Source organism: Pseudomonas sp. WHRI 8519, assembly GCF_040224055.2.
GTDB lineage: Bacteria > Pseudomonadota > Gammaproteobacteria > Pseudomonadales > Pseudomonadaceae > Aquipseudomonas > Aquipseudomonas putida_X.
Map to the genome: position 1 here is coordinate 4,491,035 of NZ_CP167996.1, position 18,844 is coordinate 4,509,878.

The window sequence follows — 18,844 nt, forward strand, 5'->3', positions numbered from 1 at the left end:
ATCTCCTTGTGCGGCCGCTGTGGCTACCGCAAAACTCTCTGTTCCCAGGCCTCAGACCGCGACCAGGCGCACGCTGGCGCCCTCGCCCACACCCAGCGCATCGGCAGCCTCGGCACTGAGGCTCACAGGCTTGCCCGGCACCCAGTCCAACTCGACCAGCACCGCACGGTAATCCTGCAGTTGGCCGTTGCACACCAGGTACGGGCGCCCGCCCTTGGCCGGCAGCTCCTCGAGCTTGACCGGCACCACCCTGCTCTGGGCGATCGAGCGGATGCCCGAGGCACGCGCATGCAAGGTGGGGCCGCCATCGAAGATGTCGATGTAGTGCTCGGTCTCGAAGCCCTCACGCATGAGGATGTCGAACGTGATTTGCGCGCGCGGATGCACCTGCCCCATGGCCTCCTGCGCAGCGTCCGGCAGCAGGGGTACGTAGATGGGGTAGTGCGGCATCAGTTCGGCGAGGAAAGTACGGCTCTTCAGGCCGCACAGGCGCTCGGCGTGGGCGTAGTTGAGGTCGAAGAAGTTGCGCCCTATGGCATCCCAGAACGGCGACTCGCCTTGCTCATCGCTGTAACCGACGATCTCGGTGACCACCGAGTCGGCAAAGCGCTCAGGGTGCGAAGCCATGAACAGCAAGCGACCACGCGAATTCAGCTCGGCCCAGCCACTGTTCACCAGTTCAGGCAGGACATAGAAGCTGGTCAGCAGGCTGTTGCCGGTGAGGTCATGGCACAGCGACAGCACGTGGATCTTGTTGTGGATCTTCAGCTCGCGGGAGGCGTGCACGAAGGTTTCGTTACGAAAGCTGTAGAAAGGCTCGGAGTAGCCTGCCGAGGCGACGATTGCCGAGCAACCGGCCAGCTTGCCGGTGACACTGTCCTCGAGCACGAAGAAGTAGCTTTCTTCGCCGTTGAAACTGACTTCGGCAGCAAACGACGTTTCCGAGGCGGCTATCTTGTCGCCCAGACGGGCAGCGTCATCTGGCAGCGAAGTGACACCAACGGGGCTGTCTGCAGCCATGCGCTGCACTTCGTTCAGATCAGCCATTTGCGCGGGGCGCATCACCAGCATGGTGTCACTCCTTTGGAAAAACTGGCCGCTCTGGCGGCACGGAAAAACGGCGGGCGCGTGTTGAGTCTGCAAGCACGCGCCCGCACTGGGATTCTGCAATCGCCGGCCCGACGGAGCCGGCGAAGGGACCGCCGGCGAATCAGGCCTGGGTCAGTTTGACCACAGCCCGCTCGAAGCGGTCCAGACCTTCATCGATATCGGCATCTTCGATCACCAGGCTCGGCGCGAAGCGCACCACGTCCGGGCCGGCCTGCAGCACCATCACGCCTTCTTTCTCGGCGGCATTGAGGATGTCCTTGGCCTTGCCCTGCCAGGCTTCGGTCAGCACGCAGCCGATCAACAAGCCGACACCACGCACCTGAGAGAACAGGCCAGCCTTCTGGCCGATCTGCTCCAGGCGCGCCTTGAAGCGCTCGTGCTTGGCTTTGATACCGGCCAGGGTTTCTGGGGTATTGATCACGTCCAGTACCGCGCAGGCAACGGCGCAGCCCAACGGGTTACCGCCATAGGTGGTGCCGTGCGTACCGACCGCCAGATGCTTGGCAAGCTCAGTGGTGGTGAGCATGGCGCCGATCGGGAAGCCACCGCCCAGGCTCTTGGCGCTGGTCAGGATGTCTGGCGTCACACCGTAATGCTGATAGGCGTACAGCGAGCCGGTACGGCCCACACCCGTCTGCACTTCATCGAAGATCAGCAGGGCGTTGTGCTCGTCACACAGCTTGCGGGCGCCTTCCAGGTACGCCTTGTCGGCCGGGACCACACCACTCTCGCCCTGGATCGGCTCGATCACCACGGCGCAGGTCTTGTCGGAAATCTGTGCCTTCAGCGCTTCCAGATCGTTGTAGGGCACATGGCTGATGCCAGTGATCTTCGGGCCGAAACCATCCGAGTACTTCGGCTGGCCGCCGACGCTGACGGTGAACAGGGTGCGACCGTGGAAGCTGTTCACGGCGGAGATGATTTCGTGCTTCTCAGGACCGAAGCGGTCATGGGCGACGCGACGGGCCAGCTTGAAGGCGGCCTCGTTGGATTCGGCGCCTGAGTTGCAGAAAAAAGCCCGGTCGGCAAAGGTGGCGTCGACCAGTTTGTGCGCCAGGCGCAGTGCCGGCTCGTTGGTGAAGACGTTGGAAACGTGCCAGAGGGTATTGGCCTGCTCGGTCAGGGCCTTGACCAGTGCCGGATGGCAGTGGCCCAAGGCATTCACCGCGATGCCGCCGGCAAAGTCGATGAGCTCGCGGCCCGACTGGTCCCACACGCGGGAACCCTCGCCTCGCACAGGAATGAAGGCCGCCGGAGAATAGTTGGGGACCATGACCTGGTCGAAATCGGCACGCTGCACCGGGGCTTGCTCAACGGACATCTGAGTCTCCTGAAGAGGAACGCTGGCCTGGAAGTGGCGAGCGATGGGGGGATTGTAAGGACTGATCTGCGCCTGTCCTTGCGGCCAAGCGACAACTTGTTACAGCGCAAAACCCAGTTTTACCCAGGCTTTCGGCAATGCGACAAACACTGTCGCAATCGCGCAGTGTAACGGCAGAGCGGGACTGGGTGAACGGGTGTTCACATAAGAAGATAGGCCGGCTGCACCGCCTCCCTCACCGCCAAGCCGGCCGCCACCGGGCCGGCGGCAACCCGATCAGCCTGGACGCTGGCTTGCAGGCGACAGAGGCGCAGTGCACCGGGCAGCGTTCAGCCCTTTTCGGCAGGCGCCGAACTCAATTCGAAGGGGCTGCTGTTACGCCGCTGGTTACGGTCTTCGCGGGGCGTGGCGCCAAAGAAATTGCGGTAGGCACTGGAGAAATGCGGGCCGGAGGAGAAGCCACAGGAAAGGCCGATCTGGATGATCGATTTGCTGGTCTGCATCAGCATCTGCCGTGCCTTGTTCAGCCGCAGCTCCAGGTAGTACTGGCTAGGCACACGGTTGAGGTACTGCTTGAAGATGCGCTCCAGCTGCCTGCGCGATACGCACACATGCTGAGCGATTTCGTCGGTGGTCAGCGGCTCTTCGATATTGGCCTCCATCAACAGTACCGCCTGGGTCAGCTTCGGATGGCTGGAGCCGAGGCGGTTTTGCAGCGGAATGCGCTGACGCTCCCCACCCTCACGGATGCGCTCGACTACCAGCTCCTCGGAAACCGCACCCGCCAGCTCGGCCCCGTGATCACGTGCCAGCACCGCCAACAGCAGATCGGTCACCGCCATACCGCCGCAGGCGGTCAGGCGATCACGGTCCCAATCGAACAGATGGCTGGTGGCGATGACCTTGGGGAAACGCTCGGCGAAATCGTCTTGCCAGCGCCAATGCACCGCAGCGCGGTAACCGTCGAGCAGGCCGAGCATGGCCAACGGATACACACCTGCAGACAGCCCACCGATGATGCAGCCGCTGCGGGCCAGTTGCTTGAGCGCCGTGGACAGCGCCGACCCCAATGCCTGGGGCAGTTCGTCAGCGAGCAGGAACAGCTTGTGACACCCCTCCAGGCGCCCGCTCCAGGGCTCGCCCGGCAGGCGCCAGGCGCCTTCCTGCGCAGGCTCGGCCTGGAGAAAGGCCAGCTCGTATACCACGTCAGGATGTACCCGCTGGGCCACCAGCAATACTTCCTCCGCCAGCGCCAACGTCAAGGGCTTGGTGCTTGGCCAGATGAGAAAACCGATTCGCTGGGTGGTCATAGGGTAAGGTCCGAAACCTGAAGTCGTTCGAGTCTGTGGCGCCAGGGCAGACTGCGCACTGCTGCGCAGCATGCCCTATTCTGGTGCAAAGGTGCAGCCTTTACTTCAGGCTGCCAGAGAGAAACTGCTTGAGCCGCTCCGATTGCGGGTTGACCAGCACTTCGCGCGGGCAGCCCGTCTCCTCGACCAGGCCTTTGTGCAGGAACACCAGCTGGTTGGACACTTCGCGGGCAAAGCCCATCTCGTGGGTCACCACCACCATGGTCCGGCCTTCCTGGGCCAGGGCCTGCATGACCTTGAGCACATCGCCGACCAGCTCCGGGTCCAGCGCCGACGTCGGTTCGTCGAACAGCATCACCTCCGGCTCCACGGCCAGCGCCCGGGCAATCGCCACACGCTGCTGCTCACCGCCGGACATATGCCCCGGGAAAGCATCCTTGCGATGGGCCACGCCCACCTTGGCCAGGTAGTGCTCGGCTTTTTCCAGGGCTTCCTTCTTGTTCACGCCAAGCACATGCACCGGCGCCTCGATGACGTTTTCCAGCGCGGTCATGTGCGACCACAGATTGAAGTGCTGGAACACCATCGACAGCCGCGAGCGCATGCGCTGCAGTTGGCGCGGGTCGGCAGCCTTGAGGGCGCCGTCCTTGCCGGCGACCATCTTCAGCTCTTCGTTGTTGAGCAGGATCTTGCCGGCGTGCGGCTGCTCGAGCAGGTTGATGCAGCGCAGGAAGGTCGACTTGCCCGAACCGCTGGAGCCGATGATGCTGATCACATCGCCTGCCTTGGCCGCCAGGGACACACCCTTGAGCACTTCATGGCTGCCGTAGCGCTTGTGCAGGTCTTGGACTTCTAGTTTGTACATGCTGTCGGTTCTCACAGAGCGTTCAGTGCTTGCGCGGCGCCAGGTAGCCGAGCCAGCGGCGTTCGGCCATCTTGAACAGGCGCACCAGGATGAAGGTCAGGCACAGATAGAACACGCCCGCCGTGATGTAGGCCTCGAAAGGCAGGTAATACTGGGCATTGACCGTACGTGCGGCACCGGTGATGTCGATCAGGGTGACGATCGACGCCAGGCTGGTGGTCTGCAGCATCATGATCACTTCGTTGCTGTACTGCGGCAGCGCCCGGCGCAAGGCCGAAGGCAGCAGGATGCGGCGGTACATTTTCATGCGTGACATACCCATGGCCTTGGCTGCCTCGATCTCGCCATGCGGCGTGGCCTTGAGGCTGCCAGCGATGATTTCGGCGGTGTAGGCGCTGGTGTTGACGGCGAACGCCAGGCAGGCACAGAAGGTCGCACTGGAAAGCCACGGCCAGAAGATGCTCTGGCGCACCGCCTCGAACTGGGCCAGGCCGTAATAGATCAGGAACAACTGCACCAGCATCGGCGTACCGCGGATGACGTAGGTGTACAGCCAGGCCGTCATGTTCACCAGCGGCTGTTTGGACACCCGCATCAGGCCCAGCGGCACCGCCGCCAGCAAACCGAACAACAGCGACAGCGCCAGCAGCTTGAGCGTGGTCAGCAGCCCGCCGATGTAAAGCGGCATCGCTTCCCAGATGACGTTGTAGTCGAAGATCATAGCTCAGCCACCTTGACGCCCACCGAGTAGCGCTTCTCGAGATACTTGAGCGCCAGCAGCGAGACACTGGTGAGCACCAGGTACAGCGCAGCCACCGCCAGGAAGAAGGTGAAAGGTTCGCGGGTGGCGTCTGCCGCCTGCTTGGCCTTGAACATCATGTCCTGCAGGCCCACTACCGAAATGAGCGCCGTAGCCTTGGTCAGCACCAGCCAGTTGTTGGTGAAGCCCGGAATCGCCAGACGGATCATCTGCGGCACCAGAATGCGGAAGAACACCTGCCGCCCGCTCATACCGTAGGCCGCGCCGGCCTCCGCCTGCCCCTTGGGGATACCAAGGAAGGCACCACGGAAGGTTTCCGACAGATAGGCGCCAAAGATGAAGCCCAAGGTACCGATCCCTGCCACCAGCGGATTCAGGTCGATGTAATCGTCATAGCCGACCAGCGGCGCCACACGGTTGATGATGTCCTGCCCGCCGTAGAAGATCAGCAGGATCAGCACCAGGTCCGGAATACCACGGATCACCGTGGCATACATATCGCCCAACCAGGCCAGCCAGCGCACCGGCGACAAGCGCAGCGCCACGCCAATCAGGCCGAGTACGATGGCCAGGGCCATCGACGACAGGGCGAGCTGCAGCGTCAGCCACGCCCCGTCGAGGATGACTGCCCCGTAGCCTTTCAACATGATGAGGTCCTCGACCTAGAGAATGAAAAATGGTGCAAACCTCAGAGCCTCTGCTGTTTGCACCATTGCACAGGTGAAACCCGACGTCTTACTTCGAGTCTGGACCGTAGATGTCAAAATTGAAGTACTTGTCCTGGATCGCCTTGTACTTGCCGTTGGCACGGATGGCGTCGATCGCGGCATTGATGCGCTCGGCGTTGGCCTTGTCACCCTTGCGCACGGCGATGCCGACACCGTCACCGAAGTACTTCACGTCGGTGAACGACGGGCCCACGAAGGCGAAGCCCTTGCCAGCGTCGGTTTTCAGGAAGCCGTCTTCGAGCAGGGTGGCATCGGCCACGGTGCCGTCCAGGCGGCCAGCGGCGACGTCCAGGTAGATTTCGTTCTGGGTACCGTACGGCACCACGGTAGCGCCTTGCGGGGCCAGCACTTCCTTGGCGAAGCGGTCGTGGATCGAACCACGCTGCACGCCGATCTTCTTGCCCTTGAGCTCAGCCAGGCTGTCGCTCACGGCAGTCCCTTCCTTCATCACGAGGCGAGCCGGGGTCAGGTAGTAACGCTTGGTGAAGTCGACCGACTTCTTGCGGTCTTCGGTGATCGACATGGACGACAGGATCGCGTCGATCTTGCGCACTTTCAGTGCCGGGATCAGACCATCGAACTCCTGTTCTACCCAGGTGCACTTGGCTTTCATCTCTTCACACAGGGCGTTGCCGATATCGTAGTCGAAACCAGCGATGCTGCCGTCGGGCTGCTTGAAGGCGAAGGGTGGGTAAGCGGCTTCGATACCGATTTTCAACGGCTTTTCATCAGCCTGCGACACCAGGGAAAACACGGAAAGCGCCAGGGCGCCAAGCAGTGCGAGCTTCTTCATCAGGTAACTCCATCGGTACGGGGCAATACAAGGCAGGAGTAACAACTGCCCGATATGCGAATGGGTACAACGCGAGCCGCGCAGGGTTCGACCAAGGTCGCAGACCACGAGCGAGTGAGTGGCATTTTAACGACAGCCCGGTAGTCGATATTTCTTCAAAGCGACAACTACTTACAGAAGCGCTTGAAACGGCAGCGGGCGAGGTTGACAGCCCCTGCAAGATATGCAAGAGCGCAAGAAAAACAACCTACAGACCTAGCAATTACTGGGCCTATTATTGGCAAAGCCTTGTACGACGGCAAGTGCAGCGTGCCGCCATGGGAAAAATGGCGCCATGAACGCACCGAAACGAGTCATGAGTGTTCCCGCTCGCCCCGTGACTGTGCGTAATCGGTGACAAACAGAGTTACCGATGAATGTCGGGTAACAGTAAAGCAAAAACCCCGCCGGTCGCCCGTACGGGGTTTTCGTTTGAAGCAGAACTGCGCTGCAGCCCTGCTCAGCTCATCAAGCCGATGCCAGGCTCATCGCTTTGTGCGTATCGATCAAGTGCTGCACCACGCCCGGGTCGGCCAAGGTGGAGATATCCCCCAGCGAGCCGTATTCCGCCGTGGCGATCTTGCGAAGGATACGCCGCATGATCTTGCCCGAGCGCGTCTTCGGCAGCCCTGGCGCCCACTGAATGACATCTGGCGAGGCAATCGGGCCGATTTCCTTGCGCACCCAGTTCTTCAGCTCCATGCGCAACTGCTCGCTGGGCTCCACACCGGCGTTGAGGGTCACGTACACATAGATGCCCTGCCCTTTGATGTCGTGCGGCACACCCACCACCGCAGCCTCAGCCACTTTGGCATGGGCGACCATGGCGCTTTCGATCTCTGCGGTACCCATACGGTGGCCGGAAACGTTGAGCACGTCATCCACACGGCCCGTGATCCAGTAGTAACCATCCTCGTCACGGCGCGCACCGTCGCCGGTGAAATACATGCCACGGAAGGTCTTGAAGTAGGTATCGACGAAGCGGTCATGATCGCCATACAGCGAGCGGGACTGGCCCGGCCAGGAATCGAGGATGACCAGGTTGCCCTCGGCCGCGCCATCGATCAGGTTGCCCAGGTTGTCCACCAGCGCCGGCACCACACCGAAGAACGGACGGGTCGCCGAACCCGGCTTCAGGCCCGTGGCGCCTGGCAGCGGGCTGATCAGGATGCCGCCGGTCTCGGTCTGCCACCAGGTGTCGACGATCGGGCAGCGCTCCTTGCCGACGGTCTTGTAGTACCAGTTCCACGCCTCAGGGTTGATCGGCTCACCGACCGAACCCAGCAGGCGCAGGCTCGAGCCATCGGCCCCCTCAACGGCCGCCTGCCCTTCGGCCATCATGGCGCGGATCGCGGTAGGGGCGGTGTAGAGGATGTTGACCTTGTGCTTGTCGACGATCTTCGACACCCGGGTAATGTCCGGGTAGTTCGGTACGCCCTCGAACAGCAGCGTGGTAGCACCATTGGCCAGCGGGCCGTAGACGATGTAGCTGTGGCCGGTGACCCAACCGACGTCCGCGGTGCACCAGTAGACCTCGCCGGGGCGGTAGTCAAAGACGCGCTCGTGGGTCAGCGCGGCGTACACCAGGTAACCACCCGTTGTGTGCAGCACCCCTTTGGGTTTGCCGGTGGAGCCGGAGGTGTAAAGAATGAACAACGCCTCTTCGGCGCCCATTTCCTTTGGCGCACAATGGCTGGAAGCCACCTTCATCAGGTCTTCGTACCAGATGTCGCGGTGCTGGTGCCAGGCGATGTCACCACCGGTGCGCTTGCACACGATGATTTTCTGCACGCTGCTGGTTTCAGGGTTGGTCAGCGCCAGGTCGACGTTGGCCTTGAGCGGAGTACGGCGGCCGCCGCGCAAACCTTCGTCGGCGGTGATCACCACCTTGGACTTGCAATCGATGATGCGCCCGGCCAGCGCTTCAGGCGAGAAACCGCCAAACACGACCGAGTGAATCGCACCGATGCGGGCACAGGCCAGCATCGCCACCACGGCCTCGGGGATCATCGGCATGTAGATGGTGACTACATCGCCACGGTGCACGTCCTGCCCGCGCAGGGCGTTGGCGAACTTGCAGACCTGCTCGTGGAGTTCGCGGTAGGTGATGTTGCGGTGTTCGGAAGGGTCGTCGCCTTCCCAGATGATCGCCAGTTGGTCGCCGCGCTCTTCGAGGTGGCGGTCCAGGCAGTTGGAGGAAACGTTCAGAGTGCCATCGGCAAACCACTTGATATCGACATGGTGATCGTCGAAGGAAGTCTGCTTGACCTTGGTGAAAGGCTTGATCCAGTCAATGCGCTGGGCCTGCTCACGCCAGAAGCCGTCCGGATTGATCACCGATTGCTGGTACATGGCCTTGTAGGTGGCCTCGTCGGTCAGGGTAGTGGCCGCAACCTCGGGACGAACGGGATACAGTGGAGCCGCACTCATCTGTGTTACCTCGGTGTAATAGTTGTTTTTGTATGGAACCGTTTGTAACTGTACCAGAGCGGCAAAAGCCATACGACGATGGTAGTAACGCGACGGGCTGCGCACCTCGTGACCCGCCGGAAAGGCTCTAGGCCGCAGCTGGCAGCCTGGCGAGAGGTAATGCACAAGATTTTGCCGGGGGGATTGTTACAGTTTCTGTCAAAAGGCGAAAAAACTTTATCAAAACCCCTACTGTTTCCCGTAATTACCCAGGCATAACATTCACCTCGCCAGCAACGGCAAGGCGATTAACAACTGGTAACAGTAACAGCCCCCACGAAGGCAATACGTTAATCCCACGCTAATCCGACAGTTGAACACTTGGCTTTACTTGTGGCGCCACAAGCGCCGCATGCCCTCTCACGACCTTAGACAGGTAAATTGAAAATGAAAGCGTTACTGGTATTGGTACTTGGCGGTCTTTGCAGTGCGGCAATCGCCGGTGAAGCAAAGGATGTCGAGCAGATTCCGGTTGAGCAGTACAGTTATTCGCAGCACCTGGACATCGCCCGCGTCATCTCCATGAGCGAAGTGCCAAACGTGTGCGAAGTCGTGCCGGCCCGCATGACCTATGAGGACTCCAAGGGCCAGAAGCATATTCTCGAATACCGCGTGATGGGTAACGGCTGCTCCAACGGCTGATGAATGATCTGGGCCCTGCGGGGCCCATTCATTAACGATTGCATAATGAACCGCTTGAGTTCACTCCAGCACTATTCGTTCGACTTGCCCAACGAATAATCCCGCAACTTATTGGCAATGGTCGTATGTGAAACACCCAGCCGTTTGCCCAGCGCCCGGCTACTTGGGTATTCACCGATCAGACTTTCCAGTACAGCCTTTTCGAAGCGCCCGACAATCTGCGAAAGATCACCTTCAAGGGTAAACTCACCCAAGGGTTGCCGTACGCCGTAATCCGGCAAGCGAATATGTTCGCTCTTCACCATTGCGCCTTCGCACAACGATACCGCCTGGAACAATACGTTTTCCAGTTGCCGGACATTGCCCGGCCAATGGTAGTGCGCCAGCTTGTCCATCGCCGCAGGCGCCAGGCGCGGCATGGCACAGCCAATCTGCCGGCTGGCCTGATCGAGAAAGTGCTGCACCAACCCTTCCAGGCCGTCCATGCACTCGCGCAACGGCGGTATGTGCAACGACAACACATTGAGGCGATGGTACAGGTCCTGGCGAAATTCACCCCGGGCGCACAGCTCGGACAGGTCCACCTGGGTGGCGCAGATCACACGTACATCCAGGTACACCTCTTCATCACTGCCTACCCGGCGGAAGCAGCCGTCCTGCAGAAAGCGCAGCAGCTTCACCTGCAGGCGCGGGCTCATCTCCCCCACCCCGTCGAGGAACAGTGTGCCACCCGCGGTCAACTCCAGAAGGCCCAGCTTGCCTTCGGCGCGCGCGCCCTCGAACGCACCGGGGCCATAACCGAACAGCTCGGTTTCCGCCATGGACTCTGGCAGGCCGGCACAGTTGAGTGCCATCAAGGGCGCCTGGCCCCGCGGGCTGGCCAGATGACAGGCACGCGCCAGCAGCTCCTTGCCGGTGCCTGTCTCGCCTTCGATCAGCAATGGCGCGTCCAGTGGCGCCATGCGCCGTGCCTCACGCACCACCGCCGCCATCACACGCGAGCTCTGGAATATGCTGTCGAAACCGCGCAGCTCCTGCTTGCGCACGCTGTAGATCCGCTCGCCGATGCGGTCGGCACGGTGCAGGGTCAATACCGCGCCAGCCAATGCCTCGCTGTCGTCATGCTCGGACTGCAACGGGGCGATGTCGGCCAGGAAAATGTCGCCTTTGACCTTGACCCGCAGGCCATTGATTCGCGATTTGTTAGCCCGCACCAGTTCCGGCAGGTCGAAGTCTTCGGCATAACGCGCCAACGGGATGCCCGGCACCTCGTCGACCCTCACGCCCAGCAACTGCGCCGCGGTGCGGTTGGCGGCGACGATGCTGCCACCCATGTCGACCGACAGCACCGGGAAGTCCAGGGCACCCAGCAACGCGTTGAGCTCCATGTGCCGTCGCTCACTGGGCATCAGGCCGACGCGCTTGACCCCGAACACCCCGGCGATCGACTCGAATTTCGGGCGCAGAGCCTGGAACTGCAGGTTGATCAGGTTCGGGCAGTGCAGGTAGATGGCGTTGCCATGGTCGCCACCGACTTCACCACGGAGCACGTTGATACCGTACTCCACCAACAGGTTGAGAATGTCGCGCAGGATGCCGATGCGGTTCTGGCAATGCACTTTGATACGCATGAAAGCTCTCGAAGCGGCGAAGTTTTTCAACCGGCCGCATAAAATCCGTAAAGAAAAGCTGACAAAAACTCAGTAATGGTCAGCCCGACACACCAAATTTTCCGCGACCCTCCGGCATTTGTAAAATTATCGTTACGAAAATCACCTGGGAACTGCCGCCCAAGGGTTCGGGCACCCCGTGCAATCGGTCGGATGAAGGGATATTTCTTGGGTATGTCGTGGACATAACAATAAAAGCCCTCACCAGGAGAGCCACATGAAACAGACGCAATACGTGGCACGCGAGCCCGATGCGCAAGGCTTCATCGACTACCCGCAGCAAGAGCATGCGGTGTGGAATACCCTGATCACCCGTCAGCTGAAGGTCATCGAAGGCCGGGCATGCCAGGAGTACCTCGATGGCATCGATCAGCTCAAACTGCCCCATGACCGCATCCCGCAGCTGGGCGAGATCAACAAGGTGCTGGGCGCCACCACCGGCTGGCAAGTTGCCCGTGTGCCAGCGCTGATCCCTTTCCAGACCTTCTTCGAGCTGCTGGCCAGCAAGCGCTTCCCGGTCGCCACGTTTATTCGCACCCCACAAGAGCTGGATTACCTGCAGGAGCCCGACATCTTCCACGAGATCTTCGGCCACTGCCCACTGCTGACCAACCCCTGGTTCGCCGAATTCACCCACACCTATGGCAAGCTGGGCCTGGCCGCGACCAAGGAGCAGCGCGTCTACCTGGCGCGGTTGTACTGGATGACCATTGAGTTCGGCCTGATGGAAACCGCGCAGGGCTGCAAGATCTATGGCGGCGGCATCCTCTCGTCGCCCAAGGAAACCGTCTACAGTCTGTCCGGTGAGCCGGAGCACCAGGCCTTCGACCCGATCGAAGCCATGCGCACCCCCTACCGTATCGACATTCTGCAGCCGCTGTACTTCGTGCTACCGAACCTCAAGCGCCTGCTCGACCTGGCCCACGAAGACATCATGGGCATGGTCCAGCAAGCCATGCAGCTGGGGCTGCATGCACCGAAATTTCCACCCAAGGTCGCCGCCTGAGCGACCTCGCCGACAACAACTCGAATCGGAAAACACCTCATGAATGCCTTGAACCAAGCCCACTGCGAAGCCTGCCGCGCCGATGCGCCAAAAGTCACCGACGAGGAACTGGCCGAACTCATCCGCGAGATCCCGGACTGGAACATCGAAGTACGTGACGGTCACATGGAGCTGGAGCGCGTGTTCCTGTTCAAGAACTTCAAGCACGCCCTGGCCTTCACCAATGCCGTAGGCGAAATCGCTGAAGCTGAAGGCCATCACCCAGGCCTGCTGACCGAGTGGGGCAAAGTGACTGTCACCTGGTGGAGCCACTCCATCAAAGGCCTGCACCGCAACGACTTCATCATGTGCGCGCGCACCGACAAGGTTGCCGAAACCGCTGAAGGGCGCAAGTAAACGCGCTGGCCAAGGCCGCTGCGCGCCCTGTTCGCGGGGTGCGCAGCGGCCTTTTCGTGCCCCGGCAATGTCCGGTATCCGCCCGCAAAACCGACAAGCGACCGGGAAAAATTACAAACTGTCATCCAGACTTGTGTATCCTGCGTCAGCTTTGCGAAGCTCCAAACGCGCCTGGCGCAGCCTTTTGACTCACACTTGCGAGGAACGACGAGATGCACGAAATCCCGAATCTTCCCTTCCCAAGCCTGAACCCCGAAGAGCAAACCGTTGCCGCTCATTCCGAACCGACGCCTGCCGTCGAGGATGGCGACGATCAATCCAGCGCTGACCAGGAATAACCGCGCAACCCCGACTGTGTGAAAACGGCTGACTTTCGGACTACCGCTGTCATCACGTTTTCACACCGTCCAGAACCTTTGCCACGTAGGCCCCCATGCCCGACTCACCGCGCCCCCTTGCGGTCACCCTGCAAGTCGTCTCCATCGTCCTGTTCACCTTCATCGGCTACCTGAACATCGGCATCCCCCTCGCCGTACTGCCTGGCTATGTGCACAACGATCTGGGTTTCAGCACCGTCGTCGCCGGCCTGGTGATCAGCGTGCAATACCTCGCCACCCTGCTCAGCCGCCCCACAGCCAGCCGCATCATCGACAACCTGGGCAGCAAGAAGGCCGTCATGTATGGCCTCGCCGGTTGCGGCCTGAGTGGCGTGTTCATGCTCGCCTGCGCCTTTCTCACCCACCTGCCCTGGCTGAGCCTGGCCTGCCTGCTGGTCGGCCGCCTGGTACTGGGAAGTGCAGAGAGCCTGGTCGGCTCGGGCTCGATAGGCTGGGGGATTGGCCGGGTCGGCGCCGAGAACACCGCTAAAGTCATCTCCTGGAACGGGATCGCCAGCTACGGTGCACTGGCCATCGGCGCCCCACTGGGCGTGCTGATGGTCAAGCACCTGGGGCTGTGGAGCATGGGGGCGAGCATCATCGCGCTGTGCGCGGCAGGCTTGCTGCTGGCATGGCCAAAACGCGCTGCGCCGATCGTCAGCGGCGTGCGCCTGCCGTTTCTGCGGGTACTGGGCAAGGTGTTCCCACACGGTTCGGGCCTGGCCTTGGGCTCGATCGGCTTTGGCACCATCGCCACCTTCATCACCCTTTACTACGCCAGCCGCGGCTGGGCGAACGCAGCACTGACCCTGAGCCTGTTCGGTGCCAGTTTCATCTGTGCGCGGCTGCTGTTCGGCAACCTCATCAACCGGATTGGCGGGTTCAAGGTGGCGATCGCGTGCCTGTCGGTCGAGACACTGGGGCTGTTGATGCTGTGGCTGGCACCCAGTGCAGAACTCGCCTTGGCCGGCGCGGCGCTAAGTGGCTTCGGCTTCTCGCTGGTATTCCCGGCACTGGGCGTGGAAGCGGTGAACCAGGTTTCGGCAGCCAATCGCGGGGCGGCGGTGGGGGCGTACTCGCTGTTCATCGACCTGTCGCTGGGGATTACCGGGCCACTGGTGGGCGCGGTGGCCTCGGGGTTCGGCTTCGCTTCGATGTTTTTGTTCGCGGCAGCGGCAGCCTGCAGCGGGCTGCTGTTGAGCCTGTATCTGTACCGTCAGGCACGGCGTTTCAGGCAGAGTTGAGTGGGGGCGAAGCGCCCCCACTCCTCGCTTCAGCGGACGTACTGCAACACCACTTCCAGCGGATGACGCATCTGCCGTTCGGTCATGCGCTTGACCTGGCTACGACACGAATAGCCGGTTGCCAGCGCCTCCCCTTGTTTGTCCAGCTTGGTCGCCCAGGATTGCTCGAAGATGGTCCGCGACGTCTGCTGGTTACGTGCCTCGTGCCCGTAGGTACCGGACATACCGCAGCACCCCGTGGCCTCGGTCACCAGCTTCAGGCCCAAGCGCGCGAATAGCTGCTCCCACTGGCGGGTGCTGGCCGGCACGTTGGTTTTTTCGGTGCAGTGGGCCATCAGCCGGAAGCTTGCAGGCTCGGCCTGCCCCTGCTCGGGCAGCACCTCCATCAACCACTCCTGCGGCAACAGCACCTTGGGGCAGCCCTCCAGGCCCGGCACCTTCTGGTACTCCTGGCGGTAGACCAGGGTCATGGCAGGGTCCAGGCCCACCAGCGGCACACCGCAGTCAGCCAGGGCCTTGAGCTGGGTGGCATTGCGGATTGCCGCTTTGGCGAATGCCCCCAAAAAGCCCTGCACGTGCAGCGGCTTGCCATTGGCACTGTAAGGCGCCAGGAATACACGGTGGCCAAGGCGATTGGCCAGCTCGATGAACGCCGCCAGTAGCGGTGTCTCGAAGTAACGGGTGAAGGCATCCTGCACCAGCACGATGCTGCGCTCGCGCTGGGCCGGGGTCAGCTCGCGCAGCGCTGGAACGCTGGCCACACCAACCCGGCAGCGCGTGAGGGTGGACTGGAAGTTGAAGCGACTGATCAGCGGGCTGTCGACCATGCCGACCTTGTCCGCCAGCAACCTGCTGACCCACTTCGACCCCATCACCGCGTTGTACAGCCCAGGTGCATGGGCCAGGTAGGGGATGGTGAACTCCAGCGAGCCTATCAGGTAGTCACGCACCGGGCGCTGGTAGCGGCCGTGGTACAGCTCGAGGAAGCGCGAGCGGAAGTCTGGCACGTTGACCTTGATCGGGCACTGGCCTGCACATGACTTGCACGCCAGGCAGCCGGCCATGGCGTCGTAGACCTCATGGGAAAAGTCCTCCTGGCCCTGGTTGCGTGCCCGGTTGTTGAGCAGCCGCGCCGGCAGCCCTTTGAGCCAGGATGCCTTGTTGCGCGCCGCAGCCAGCACATCGATGTTCGCTGCACCCTGCAGGCGCAGCCATTCACGTATCAACGAGGCGCGCCCCTTGGGCGAATGCTGGCGCTCACGGGTGGCCTTCCACGAGGGGCACATGGCGTCGTTGGGGTCGTAGTTGTAGCAGGCGCCATTGCCGTTGCAGTGCACGGCGCTGTCGAAGTCCTGCCATACACGCTCGTCGATGGTACGGTCGAGGTCGCCCCGCAAGGTCACGCCATCTACCTTGGTCAACCCTTCGGCGCTGTCCGGCGGGGTGCAGATCTTGCCAGGGTTGAGTTGGTTGCGCGGGTCGAAGGCACCCTTGAGGCGCTGCAGAGCCGGATACAGTTCGCCGAAGTACTCCGGCACATATTCCGAACGCAACCCCTTGCCGTGCTCGCCCCACAGCAGGCCGCCGTAGCGTTTGGTCAACGCTGCCACTGCATCGGAAATCGGCTTGACCAGCGCCGCCTGGGCGGGGTCTTTCATGTCCAGAGCCGGGCGTACGTGCAGCACGCCGGCGTCGACGTGGCCAAACATGCCGTAGGCCAGGCCATAGCCGTCGAGCAGCGCGCGGAAATCGGCAATGTAGTCGGCCAGTTGCTCGGGCGGCACCGCAGTGTCTTCAACGAAAGGTTGCGGGCGCACCTCGCCCTCGACGTTGCCCAGCAGCCCCACCGAACGCTTGCGCATGGTGTAGACGCGAGTCACGGCCTCAGCCCCTTCGGCCAGGGTATGGCCCAGGCGCTCGACACTGGTGTCGCGCTGCAGGTGATCGATGAAGGCTTCAACCCGAGCATTGACCTCGGCAGGCTCATCGCCACAGAACTCCACCAGGTTGATACCCAGCGTCGGGCGCTGCGGGTCGGCCGGGAAGTACTCGGCAACGCTATGCCAGACGATGTCCTTCATCGCCAGCATCAGCACCTTGGAATCCACTGTCTCGATCGACAGGGGCTTGTGCGCCATCAGTGCATTGGCATCGCGCAGCGCGTCCATGAAGCTGGTGTAGCGGACGTTGACCAGCACCGCATACTTGGGAATCGGCAGCACGTTGAGCTTGGCTTCGACCACATAACCCAACGACCCCTCGGCGCCACACAGCACGCTGTTGAGGTTGAAACGGCCGTGCTCGTCGCGCAGGTGCGCCAGGTCGTAGCCGGTCAGGCAGCGATTGAGCTTGGGGAAGGTGGCTGCGATCAGCTCGGCCTGGGTTTGCTGGATGTCGCGGGCAGTCCGGTACACCTCACCCACCCGACCGGGGGCCGCACAAGCCTGCTCCAGCGCCGCATCGTCGATCGGCAGGCTGTGCAGGCGCTCACCACCGAGCAGCACGCTGTGCAGTTCCAGCACGTGGTCGCGGGTCTTGCCGTAGGTGCAACTGCCCTGGCCGCTGGCGTCGGTGTTGATCATACCCCCGACGGTAGCGCGGTTGGAGGTGGACAGTTCAGGCGCAAAGAACAGCCCGTGAGGCTTGAGCGCGGCATTGAGCTGGTCCTTGACCACGCCAGCCTGCACTCGCACCCAACGCTCCTGGGCATTGATTTCGAGGATGCTGTTCATGTGCCGCGAGAGGTCGACCACGATACCGTCGGTCAGCGATTGGCCATTGGTGCCGGTACCGCCACCGCGTGGGGTCAGTTTGACCTGCTGGAAGCGTTCTTCGGCCATCAGCGCGGCCACCCGCGCGACATCGTCGGCGTCCAGCGGGAATACCGCCGCCTGGGGCAGGCGCTGATAGATGGAGTTGTCAGTCGCCAGCACGGTACGGGTGGCGTAATCGGCGCTGATCTGGCCACGGAAGCCGCTGTTGCGCAGGGCTTCGAGGAATTCTGGGTAACCGGCGCTTGGCGCAGTGGTCGGCAGTTGGGCGATCATCGAAGGATGGCCTCTTGAAATGGGCTAATTCACGGGATTCCTGTCGCCTTGGCATGGATCGAACCAGGCAAGGATGACGAATGGGCCAATGTTCCTGTAGTTTCGCCCCAGGGGCAAACGGATAATCCTGCCGCTATCAATGACTTTAATGAATGAATTACCGTCACCTGACACCCTCCATGTCATTGCTGCTGGCTTTCGAGGCTGCCGCCCGGCATGAAAGCTACACCCGCGCCGCTGCCGAACTGTCCCTGACCCAGAGCGCGGTCAGCCGGCAAGTGCAGGCGCTGGAACAGCAACTCGGGCTGACCCTGTTCCGCCGCGAAGGCCGCCAGGTACAACTCACCGACGTGGGCCGGCTGTACCAGCGCGAACTCAGCGAGGCGCTGGGCCGCATCCGCAGCGCCACCTTGCAAGCCCTGGCTTACCAGTCCGGGGTCGGCACGCTGCGCTTGGCTACCCTGCCCACCTTCGGCTCCAAGTGGCTGCTGCCGCGCCTGCATGCCTTCTACAGCGCCCACCCGGGCATGCTGGTACACATTCATTCGCGGATCGAAGCGATCAACTTCGATACCAGCGAGATCGATGCCGCCATCGGCGTGGCCAGCCATGACCTGCCGGGGCTTATCTGCCATCGGCTGCATGCCGAGGAGCTGGTGGTGATCCTCCCGCCGCAAGCCGGCAGCGATGCCCAGGCCTGGGACCCGGCACGCATCAGTGCCGAGGTACTGCTCAACGTCGCCAACAATCCTCATGCCTGGGGCGAATGGTTTTCGCACCATGGCCTGGCGCACCGGGCGATGCGCCTGGGGCCGAGCTTCGAGCTGACGTCACACCTGATTCAGGCGGTGCGCGCAGGGATCGGCATCGGCCTGGTGCCGCGGATATTGGTGGACGAGGAGCTGGCCAAGGGCGAACTGTTCAGCCCGGGCACGGCGTTCGCCAGCCAGCGCAGCTATTACCTGATCTACCCCCCACGGAACGAAGCGCTGCCCTCGCTGCGGGCGTTTCGTGGCTGGCTGCTCGAGCAGATCTGAGTGCTTTCTCCCGTCACAGGCCCTGTCGCT

Annotated in this window: 16 protein-coding genes; 6 read left to right on the plus strand and 10 right to left on the minus strand. The window is 62.0% G+C overall.

Annotated elements, in window-relative coordinates:
- Nucleotides 1-51: 51 nt before the first annotated feature.
- The 8 genes from aruF to acs form a co-directional block, all read right to left on the minus strand.
- Complete coding sequence (gene aruF / locus ABRP30_RS20460) at nt 52-1,071, minus strand: arginine/ornithine succinyltransferase subunit alpha (RefSeq protein ID WP_349976544.1); 1,020 nt, start codon at nt 1,069-1,071, stop codon at nt 52-54.
- 139 nt (nt 1,072-1,210) lie between these two features.
- A complete protein-coding gene (locus tag ABRP30_RS20465) occupies nt 1,211-2,431 on the minus strand; it encodes an aspartate aminotransferase family protein (RefSeq protein ID WP_349976543.1) in 1,221 nt (406 codons plus the stop codon).
- A gap of 329 nt (nt 2,432-2,760) precedes the next feature.
- The gene (argR, locus tag ABRP30_RS20470) at nt 2,761-3,741 is read right to left on the minus strand and encodes a transcriptional regulator ArgR (RefSeq protein WP_267817816.1); all 981 of its coding nucleotides are present in this window, start codon (nt 3,739-3,741) and stop codon (nt 2,761-2,763) included.
- Between the two features lie 100 nt (nt 3,742-3,841).
- Nucleotides 3,842-4,606: an ABC transporter ATP-binding protein gene (locus ABRP30_RS20475; protein ID WP_241804634.1), complete on the minus strand. Its 765-nt coding sequence runs from the start codon at nt 4,604-4,606 to the stop codon at nt 3,842-3,844.
- Between the two features lie 22 nt (nt 4,607-4,628).
- Complete coding sequence (locus ABRP30_RS20480; RefSeq protein ID WP_241804635.1) at nt 4,629-5,327, minus strand: ABC transporter permease; 699 nt, start codon at nt 5,325-5,327, stop codon at nt 4,629-4,631.
- Nucleotides 5,324-6,013 carry an ABC transporter permease gene (locus ABRP30_RS20485; protein WP_267817820.1) on the minus strand — a complete coding sequence of 230 codons (690 nt, stop codon included), beginning with the start codon at nt 6,011-6,013 and terminating at the stop codon, nt 5,324-5,326. Before ABRP30_RS20485 ends, ABRP30_RS20480 begins: the two co-directional genes overlap by 4 nt.
- A gap of 88 nt (nt 6,014-6,101) precedes the next feature.
- Nucleotides 6,102-6,887 carry an ABC transporter substrate-binding protein gene (locus ABRP30_RS20490; protein WP_267817822.1) on the minus strand — a complete coding sequence of 262 codons (786 nt, stop codon included), beginning with the start codon at nt 6,885-6,887 and terminating at the stop codon, nt 6,102-6,104.
- Nucleotides 6,888-7,394: 507 nt separating this feature from the next.
- On the minus strand, nt 7,395-9,356 hold the full coding sequence (acs, locus tag ABRP30_RS20495) for an acetate--CoA ligase (RefSeq protein WP_241804638.1): 1,962 nt from the start codon (nt 9,354-9,356) through the stop codon (nt 7,395-7,397).
- A 426-nt stretch (nt 9,357-9,782) separates the two neighbouring features.
- On the opposite strand from acs, the gene ABRP30_RS20500 reads away from it, so the two are divergent.
- On the plus strand, nt 9,783-10,037 hold the full coding sequence (locus ABRP30_RS20500; protein ID WP_241804639.1) for a DUF2790 domain-containing protein: 255 nt from the start codon (nt 9,783-9,785) through the stop codon (nt 10,035-10,037).
- A 71-nt stretch (nt 10,038-10,108) separates the two neighbouring features.
- Here ABRP30_RS20500 and ABRP30_RS20505 read toward each other — a convergent pair whose 3' ends face one another.
- A complete protein-coding gene (locus ABRP30_RS20505; RefSeq protein ID WP_267817825.1) occupies nt 10,109-11,668 on the minus strand; it encodes a sigma-54-dependent transcriptional regulator in 1,560 nt (519 codons plus the stop codon).
- Between the two features lie 256 nt (nt 11,669-11,924).
- Here ABRP30_RS20505 and phhA point away from each other — a divergent pair, with 256 nt between their 5' ends.
- The 4 genes from phhA (at nt 11,925) to ABRP30_RS20525 (ending at nt 14,730) form a co-directional block, all read left to right on the plus strand.
- A complete protein-coding gene (gene phhA / locus ABRP30_RS20510) occupies nt 11,925-12,713 on the plus strand; it encodes a phenylalanine 4-monooxygenase (protein WP_349976542.1) in 789 nt (262 codons plus the stop codon).
- Nucleotides 12,714-12,752: 39 nt separating this feature from the next.
- Complete coding sequence (locus ABRP30_RS20515; protein WP_003254532.1) at nt 12,753-13,109, plus strand: 4a-hydroxytetrahydrobiopterin dehydratase; 357 nt, start codon at nt 12,753-12,755, stop codon at nt 13,107-13,109.
- A 212-nt stretch (nt 13,110-13,321) separates the two neighbouring features.
- On the plus strand, nt 13,322-13,447 hold the full coding sequence (locus tag ABRP30_RS20520; RefSeq protein WP_256215917.1) for a hypothetical protein: 126 nt from the start codon (nt 13,322-13,324) through the stop codon (nt 13,445-13,447).
- A 95-nt stretch (nt 13,448-13,542) separates the two neighbouring features.
- Nucleotides 13,543-14,730, plus strand: a complete 1,188-nt coding sequence (locus tag ABRP30_RS20525) for an MFS transporter (protein WP_267817829.1) — start codon at nt 13,543-13,545, stop codon at nt 14,728-14,730.
- Between the two features lie 29 nt (nt 14,731-14,759).
- Here the strand turns inward: ABRP30_RS20525 and ABRP30_RS20530 are convergent, their stop codons facing one another.
- Complete coding sequence (locus tag ABRP30_RS20530) at nt 14,760-17,777, minus strand: FAD-binding and (Fe-S)-binding domain-containing protein (protein WP_349976541.1); 3,018 nt, start codon at nt 17,775-17,777, stop codon at nt 14,760-14,762.
- A 152-nt stretch (nt 17,778-17,929) separates the two neighbouring features.
- Between ABRP30_RS20530 and ABRP30_RS20535 the strand changes: the two genes are divergently transcribed.
- The gene (locus ABRP30_RS20535) at nt 17,930-18,814 is read left to right on the plus strand and encodes a LysR substrate-binding domain-containing protein (RefSeq protein WP_267817833.1); all 885 of its coding nucleotides are present in this window, start codon (nt 17,930-17,932) and stop codon (nt 18,812-18,814) included.
- The last annotated feature ends 30 nt before the right edge of the window (nt 18,815-18,844 follow it).